Raw genomic sequence first — 7653 nt, 5'->3', positions numbered from 1 at the left:
CCGACGCCCTCGGCGTCGACCTCCCATGCGTGCAGCACGCCCAGGCGGTGGACGGGGTTGATGACCAGGCGGCCGGCCCAGGTCACGTCGGGGCTGTTGAGCACGTCGGCTACGGGTCCGCTGGCGGCGGTGACCGTGCCGCGGCGACGGCCGCTCACGGCCTCGGTGGTCGGCAGGTAGCCGCGGACACGGTCGGCGGTGGCGGCCTCGAAGCGGTCGAGCAGGTCGCCGACCGGCTCGTCGAGGTGGGAGATGCCGGCGACCGAGGTGGTGCCGGGAATGACGCACACGGCGTCCGCGTCGTAGCGGTCGTCATGGGCCTGCCACAGCGAGTCCGAGCGCCACCAGCGACGCACGTCGCCGTCGATGACGGGGACGAACGGCACGGGCTTGCCGGGCATGCGACAGATGTCGAGGAACTCGGCGGCATCGGCCGGGTGCAGCACCGCGGTCCGCAGGTCGGCGTATCGGGCGGCGAGGGTCTCGATGACCTCGGCGGGACGCTCCATCGACTCCACGCGGGGGAAGGCGGAGATGATCGCGCCGCTGTCGACCTCGTCGAGCCGGGCCTCGGTGCGCTGCACCATGCGGTGGAAGCGCTCACGGATGGTGGGGTCGAGCCACACCGAACGGGTGCCGTCGGCCACGTCGCCGCCGAAGTCGCCACCCAGGTCGAATCCGTTGCCCTCACGCGAGACGCGCCCGTCGGCGCTGGCGCCGTGGGCCAGGGAGAGCTCGACGAAGCGGTGCAGCCACTGCTCGTAGGTCATCGTCTCGAGGTCACCGAAGTAGGGCTTGGCGGTGCCGTTGACGGCGGTGATGATCTCGTCGCGGCGCGCGGCCACGGCCTCGGCGTCGCCGGCGACCTCGTCGAGCAGGCGACCGGTGCGCGCGGCGGTGTTGTCGATCTCGTGGATGTCCGCGCCGAGCTGGCTGCGGCCGGAGGCCATGCCACCCTCGGCCTGGCCTGCGCCGACCCAGGCGTCGACGCCGACGGTGTCGACGAGGAGCTTCTTGACCTGCGGGCTGGTGGTGGCCTCGAGGGTGGCCATGGCGGCGGTGCCGACGAGGATGCCGTCGACGGGCATGGCCGGGTAGCCGTGGGCGTTGGCCCAGGAACCGGTCAGGTAGTCGGCGGCCCGCTCCGGGGTGCCGATGCCGCCGCCGACGCACAGCACGACGTTGGGGCGCTCGCGCAGCATCGCGTAGGAGTCCAGCAGGAGGTCATCGAGGTCCTCCCACGAGTGGTGGCCACCGGCGCGGCCGCCCTCGACCTGGACGATCACGGGCATGTGCGGAACCTCAGCGGCGATCCGCACGACCTGGCGGATCTGCGCGACGGTGCCCGGCTTGAAGCTGACGTGCCGCAGGCCGACCTCGGTCAGCTCCTCGATGAGGGCGACGGACTCGTCGAGCTCGGGGATTCCGGCGGTGACGATCACGCCGTCGAACGGGACTCCTGCGGCGCGGGCCTTCTGGACCAACCGCTTCCCGCCGACCTGCATCTTCCACAGGTAGGGGTCGAGGAACAACGAGTTGAACTGGGCGCTGCGGCCGGGCTCGAGCAGCTCGGCCAGGCGCTGGGTGTTCTCGGCGAAGATCGACTCGGAGACCTGTCCGCCGCCGGCGAGCTCGGCCCAGTGGCCGGCGTTGGCGGCCGCGGCGACGATCGCCGGGTCCACGGTGGTCGGGGTCATGCCGGCCAGCAGGATCGGCGAGCATCCGGTGAGGCGGGTGAACGAGGTCTCCACGTGCACGCTGCCGTCGGGCAGGGTGACCAGCTGCGGCTGGAACGCGGTCCACGGGCGCTCGACCTCCGGGGTGGCACCCGGGGTGAACAGGTTGCGCAGGCCACCGCGGGTGGCCGCGGCCACGACGCCGACGCCCTGGCCGCGGACGACGGAGCGGTTGAGCCGGGTCAGGGCCTCACCGGGCCCCATGTCGAGGATCCACTCGGCGCCGGCGTGCAGGGTCTCGGCGAGCTCGGAGACCCAGTCGACGCGCTCGGTGACGATCTGGCGGGCCAGCTCCGCGGCGCGATCGGCGTCGAGCCCACAGCGGGCGGCCCAGCGGGAGACGATGTCCACGGCGGGAGCCATCGCCGGGTGATGGAATCCGACCTCGACATCGAGCGGGTCGAAGACCGGGGCGAACACCTCACCGCCGGTGAGCTTGGCCTCGCGACGACGCCGGGACTCGGCCTCGAGGTCGGCGCAGTGTCGGCGCAGGTCCTCGAGATCGTCGGGGCGGCCGACCACGACATGGCGGCGCTGGGCGTTGCGGATGGTGACCTGGGGGCGGATGGACGAGTCGACACCGGCGAACAGTTCGTCGACGACCGAGCGCAACTCCTCGCCGTCGATCCCGGAGACGCCCATCATCGGGCTGGACTCGCCCTTGCGGAACAGTCCCACCCGACGACCGACCAGCGTCGCGGCGGCACCGATGAGCTCGGCGACGGCCAGCAGGCGCTCGTCGATCGATCCGAAGCTCTCCACCGACTCGACGGCCAGCACACCCTGGGAATGTCCGACCACTGCGGCGGGGGGCGCCTGGTTGACGTCGAAGCCCTCGGCGGCGAGGGCGCGGAGCGCACCGATCTGCGCCAGCAGCACCGCCGGAAGTGACACGGCGGCCGACGACAGCGAAGCGTCATCGGGCAGTTCGCCGTGGTCCTCGTCCTCGCCCGTGGTGGTGTTGGCCCACTCGATCGGGCGGAAGCCGTGAGTGCGGACGACGGCGATCTCGTCGTGCACGGGTTCGGTCAGCGCGACGGAAGCGTCCACCAGCTCCTGGAGCTCGGGGCCGATGCCCGTGCCGTCGATGAGGTCGCTCAGGGCGTCACGCCACGCGATCCCCTGCCCACCGAAGGCGAGGGCGTAGGCCGTGCCATCACGCAGCTCGTCCGCGAGGGCACGGGAGGCACGGCGGGCCGCCAGTCCGGTCTCAAGCGGTCGGGGGGTGAGGTCGCGGTCGTCGATCGTCACGTGGGGAACTCCTTGGCACTCTCGTCAGTGGCAGCGCCGCTTCTCGGTTACCCGGAGCGGCGCAGCGCACAGATTGCCACAGAAACTTGAGGTCCCCCTCAGATTGGCGGCGTCCGAGCGTTCATTTGACGGCACGGAGCCCGCCGCTTGTCGTGACGTCCCTCACATCAAGACATGACGGCCCCCTCATATCCACAGGTGAGGCGACCCTCAGGTTTCAAATTCGCACCGTTATCTAATCGTTATCTATTTCTCAGTCGCCACGCGCCCCCATTCGGCGTGTCGACGGGCTCATCCGCGCCACCCGACAGCACCTCCACACGGCCCGCCGAGCATGCCGAGCACGCCCGGATGCGGACGGATACGGACGGAGAGCACGTTCCGCACACGGTATTTCGTGGCCGACGTGGGCGGCTCACGCTCGCGAGCGGAGCCGTCAGCGCGAGGTCAGGCGCCGCAGCCCAGCGTCTCCATCGCGGCCGCATCAAGTCCGTGTGCCGGACAGAGGTCGACCGCGTGACGGTGGGGACCGGAGGTCCATTCGACATGCGCGGTCCGGAGACCCTCACCGCCTGCAGCGTCGGCATGCGGCACTGCGTCGAAGATGACGGTGACCAGCCCGCCGAGCCCGGGTCGCTCGTCCGGGGCGAGCGCCCCCTGACCGACGGTCTCGATGGCGACGATCTCGGCCACCGTCGCCGGACCCGGTGCCGGGATGAGCCGCAGCGAGAGCCGGTCCCCGTCGAACGCGCCGACCCAGGTCGCGAGCAGACCCGTACCGTCCGACCACAAATCAAGCGTTGTGCCGTGGGCGAACCATGAACCGGTCTGCGTGACCACGTCGGCCGGCACCGGTGCCGCCGCGGGGCCAGGGGCTGGAAAAACCTCGAGCTCTGACGGCTGGGCGACCACGGCCGGAACGACTGGCAGCGTCGGTGTCGGCCCGGATTCGGTCGCGGCGACGGCCGCAGCCCCGGCAGAGGTCATGACGACAGACGCGACAACAATCGCGCGTCTTGCCATCTGACCAACATTGCGGGACCTCATGGGCTTACTCTATTCCCACTAGTCACGTGGCCTCGATAGCCGAGACGCATCGAAATGGTCACTGATCGGCAACCGTCGGTCTACACGTAGGAAACGTCTGACGCTGTAGGAGCGCCAGATCTCCACCGAGGAGGAATACATGTCCACATCTGCCGCCCCGGGCGGTACGAAAAAGCGCGAGGCATTCTCCGGACGCACCGTGTTCGTCTTGGCCGCCATCGGCTCCGCCGTTGGCCTCGGCAATATCTGGCGCTTTCCATTCGTCGCCTACGACAGCGGTGGCGGCGCGTTTCTAGTCCCGTATCTCGTAGCTCTGCTCTCCGCAGGCATCCCCCTGTTGTTCTTCGACTACGCGATCGGCCATCGCTACCGCGGCTCCGCCCCCCTGAGTTTCCGACGGATCAGCAAGTTCGCCGAACCGATCGGCTGGATCCAGGTACTCGTGGCGTTTGTCATCGCCATCTACTACGCGGTGATCCTCGCGTGGGCCGCCTGCTACGCGTGGTTCTCAGTGGATCAGCGCTGGGGCGAAACGTACGAGGAGACGGCAACGTTCTTCGCGTCGGACTTCCTCCAGGCGGGCAACGGCTTCGGTTTTGACTTCGTCCCACTCATCACCATCGTCCTGGTGGTCGTGTGGGCATTGACCCTGGGTGTCCTGCTATTGGGTGTCCAGAAGGGTATCGGACGAACCGCACTGTTCTTCATCCCGCTGCTCGTAGCCCTGTTCGTCGCCCTGGTGGTCCGCTCCCTGTTCCTGCCGGGCGCTCTCGACGGCCTCAACACCTTCTTCACGCCCGAGTGGGCGGCCCTGCGCGACCCCAGTGTGTGGATCGCCGCATACGGCCAGATCTTCTTCTCGCTGTCCGTGGGCTTCGGCATCATGGTGACCTACTCGTCGTACGTCAAGCGCAAGTCCAACCTCACCAGCTCCGGCCTGGTGGTGGGCTTTTCCAACTCGGCGTTCGAGGTCCTCGCCGGCATCGGCGTGTTCGCCACCCTCGGCTTCCTCGTCTCGTCCTCAGCTGGGGCCGGCTGGGCCGACGTCAGCGGCGGCCCGGGCCTGGCGTTCATCGCCTTCCCCGCGTTGATCTCACAAATGCCGGGCGGAGCGATCTGGGGCGTCGTCTTCTTCCTCTGCCTCATCCTAGCGGGCCTGACCTCGATGATCTCGATCGTCGAGGTGGTCATCTCCTCATTCCAGGACAAGGTCGGCGTCAGCCGCACCGTCGCCACGCTCGTCGTGGGCATCCCGATGGCCGTCGTGTCGGTCATGCTCATGCCCACCGAGACGGGCCTGCAGAACCTGGACATCATGGACAAGTTCGCCAACAGCCTCGGCATCGTCGGCATCGCCCTCATCGCCCTGCTGGCCATCATGTTCGTATTCCGCCTCGGCCCGACACTGCGCGATCACCTCAACTCGGTCTCGTCGTTCAAGGTCGGTCCCATCTGGATCATCTGCATGGCCGTGGTCACCCCTGCCGTGCTGGCCTACTCGCTGTACGGGGAGGTGAAGGCACTCATCGACGAGCCCTATGAGGGCTACGAATCCGCCGTCCTCAACACCTTCGGCTGGGGCATGATCGCCGCGATCCTCATCCTCGCGGTGATCTTCACGCTGCTCCCCTGGCGCGGAGCCAAGCACCTGGACGGTCCGCCCGAAACCGACGACGATCCCAGCGACACCACATACGAGGAGTTGTCGTCGTCGTCATCGGGTTCACCAACAGAAACCACCTCGGGCGCGTCACCCGGCGCGGCCCCGACCGACATCCGTAAGGAGGGCTGACCGATGACCACCACCGCGATCATCATGATGGTGCTGTTCCTGCTCGTCATCTGGGGCGGCCTCGCCCTGAGCATCGTGCACTTCGTCCGGCACCCCGACGACATCACCGAGGAGACCGGCGCGCGCCCGGCCGCACGGCACTGACCGGACCGCACCAACCTGACGGCATCCGCCGCGGTTCTTCTCCGACCCCGGCCCCGTCCCCCGCACCGCGAGGGGCGGGGCCGGTCCCATTTGTCGGCACACGGATCACGCAGGATGGTGCATACAAGATGGTGCGCCCGGGGAGACTTGAACTCCCACGTCCTAGGACACTGGAACCTAAATCCAGCGCGTCTGCCAATTCCGCCACGGGCGCGTGCACCCGGGGGTACCGGGCGAGGTGAGTCTAGCGTGCCATCGGCGGTACCGTGGAGGCGTGTCCGACTCCCCGAGCCCCCGCGCGACCGGAAGCGATTCCGCCTCCGGTGGGTCCTCGTCGCCGACCATCCGGCACCGTCCGGCGTGGATCGCGTTCGTGGTCCTGGGCGCGATCGTCTGCATGGGGATGGGGCTGTGGCAGTTGGCGCGCTATCAGGAGGCGTCCGGCACGGTGCAGAACCTGGGCTACACGTTCATGTGGCCGTTCCTGGCCGGGTTCCTGGTCTACGCCTATTTCAAGTACGTCCGCCTCGAGGCCGAGGAGGAGGAACGGATCGCCGACGAGCTCGAGGAGATGAGCACCGGTGCCGGTGCCAGCGCCGAGGGTTCCCCGCGTTCCGCCGGCGCCGCGGGGGTCACCGCGGGAGTCGCCGGACCGTCCGGCGCGATGGGACGAATCGGATTGGACGACGACGACAACCCCACCTCCACTCCCCCACGTTCGCCCCGAGCCGGAACTCGTCCAGGGGCATCCGGCTCTCGGAGTGGAGCAACCGGTCGGGGCACTCGTCGCGGTCGGGAGATGACCGAGATCCCGGCCGACCTACTTCCCACCCGACGTCCCTCAACGGACGAGCAGGTCCAGGACGAGGGCCTGGCCGCGTACAACTCATATCTCGCCGAACTCGCCCGCAAGGACGGCCTCGGCACACGTTCACAGGAGAAACCCGCGTCATGACCGCCGCAACCGCCCCCACCACCGACGGCCGCAAGCCGGATCCGGACGGCAAGATCTCGGGGGCGCTCAAGCGCTACCGCATCCTCGCCTGGATCACGGGTGTGTGGCTGCTCGTGCTCACGGTCGAGATGATCTACAAGTACCTGATCCTGGAGAACTCGGGCGACGCCCCGGACTGGTTCACCTACATCGGCCAGGCGCACGGCGTGTTCTACATTCTGTACCTGTTCGTCACCCTCGACCTGGCAATCAAGGCCCGCTGGGTGGCACCCAAGACGCTGGCGACCGCGCTCGCCGGCACCATCCCGTTCCTGTCGTTCTGGTTCGAGCACAAGCGCACCAAGGACGTTCGCGCCGCCTACGCGGTCGACGCCGAGGCCCCAGCCAAGGCCTGACCAGCGCGCCCCACCATCGCCAAGAGGGTTCTGCACACATCGCCCGAGAACGGGGTGTGCAGAACCCTCTTGGCGATGGGTAGGGCTGGGCGATGGGCATGTCTGCGCGATGGGTAGGTCAGGGCGAGACCGCGCGACGGGTCAGGCGCTCTCGGCGCGGGACTGCGGACCGGTCAGGCGCGCTCGGCGAGTGCCCGCAACGCCGGAGCCAGGGCCCGCAGCGCGCGGCCACGATGGGACGCCGCATCCTTCTCGGCCGACGTGAGCTCCGCCGCCGCGCGATCGGATCCCTCCGGCAGGAACAGCGGGTCGTAGCCGAAGCCGCCCTTGCCG

At 68.8% G+C, this 7653-nt stretch carries 7 protein-coding genes and 1 tRNA gene; 4 read left to right on the top strand and 4 right to left on the bottom strand.

Features of this window, described 5'->3' with window-relative positions:
* Together G6016_RS03265 and G6016_RS03260 are read right to left on the bottom strand one after the other, a co-directional pair.
* The coding region (locus tag G6016_RS03265; RefSeq protein WP_182631275.1) for a fatty acid synthase subunit beta domain-containing protein at nucleotides 1-2987 on the bottom strand (2987 nt) is incomplete at its 3' end.
* A 447-nt stretch (nucleotides 2988-3434) separates the two neighbouring features.
* Nucleotides 3435-4034, bottom strand: coding sequence for a hypothetical protein (locus G6016_RS03260; protein WP_182631274.1), 600 nt, complete (start codon nucleotides 4032-4034; stop codon nucleotides 3435-3437).
* Nucleotides 4035-4173: 139 nt separating this feature from the next.
* Here G6016_RS03260 and G6016_RS03255 point away from each other — a divergent pair, with 139 nt between their 5' ends.
* On the top strand, nucleotides 4174-5826 hold the full coding sequence (locus G6016_RS03255; RefSeq protein WP_182631273.1) for a sodium-dependent transporter: 1653 nt from the start codon (nucleotides 4174-4176) through the stop codon (nucleotides 5824-5826).
* 3 nt (nucleotides 5827-5829) lie between these two features.
* Nucleotides 5830-5970: a methionine/alanine import family NSS transporter small subunit gene (locus G6016_RS03250; protein WP_182631272.1), complete on the top strand. Its 141-nt coding sequence runs from the start codon at nucleotides 5830-5832 to the stop codon at nucleotides 5968-5970.
* 129 nt (nucleotides 5971-6099) lie between these two features.
* On the opposite strand, the gene G6016_RS03245 is transcribed toward G6016_RS03250, so the two are convergent.
* Nucleotides 6100-6184: transfer RNA gene (locus G6016_RS03245), tRNA-Leu, on the bottom strand.
* 60 nt (nucleotides 6185-6244) lie between these two features.
* On the opposite strand from G6016_RS03245, the gene G6016_RS03240 reads away from it, so the two are divergent.
* Both G6016_RS03240 and G6016_RS03235 read left to right on the top strand, forming a co-directional pair.
* Nucleotides 6245-6925: a hypothetical protein gene (locus tag G6016_RS03240; RefSeq protein ID WP_182631271.1), complete on the top strand. Its 681-nt coding sequence runs from the start codon at nucleotides 6245-6247 to the stop codon at nucleotides 6923-6925.
* Nucleotides 6922-7320, top strand: a complete 399-nt coding sequence (locus G6016_RS03235) for a DUF3817 domain-containing protein (protein WP_182631270.1) — start codon at nucleotides 6922-6924, stop codon at nucleotides 7318-7320. Before G6016_RS03240 ends, G6016_RS03235 begins: the two co-directional genes overlap by 4 nt.
* A gap of 173 nt (nucleotides 7321-7493) precedes the next feature.
* Here the strand turns inward: G6016_RS03235 and G6016_RS03230 are convergent.
* The coding region (locus tag G6016_RS03230) for a non-canonical purine NTP pyrophosphatase (RefSeq protein WP_277815106.1) at nucleotides 7494-7653 on the bottom strand (160 nt) is incomplete at its 5' end.

Origin of the sequence: Dietzia aerolata (assembly GCF_014144865.1) — a bacterium.
Classification (GTDB): domain Bacteria; phylum Actinomycetota; class Actinomycetes; order Mycobacteriales; family Mycobacteriaceae; genus Dietzia; species Dietzia aerolata.
The sequence above is the reverse complement of the archived record's forward strand: the minus strand, read 5'-3'. Positions and strand labels throughout refer to the sequence as shown.

What these genes read in the sequence shown, in the direction of transcription:
- G6016_RS03260 (WP_182631274.1), bottom strand. Translation starts at nt 4,034, where the DNA reads ATGAGGTCCCGCAATGTTGGTCAGATGGCAAGACGCGCGATTGTTGTC.
- G6016_RS03255 (WP_182631273.1), top strand. Translation starts at nt 4,174, where the DNA reads ATGTCCACATCTGCCGCCCCGGGCGGTACGAAAAAGCGCGAGGCATTC.
- G6016_RS03250 (WP_182631272.1), top strand. Translation starts at nt 5,830, where the DNA reads ATGACCACCACCGCGATCATCATGATGGTGCTGTTCCTGCTCGTCATC.
- G6016_RS03235 (WP_182631270.1), top strand. Translation starts at nt 6,922, where the DNA reads ATGACCGCCGCAACCGCCCCCACCACCGACGGCCGCAAGCCGGATCCG.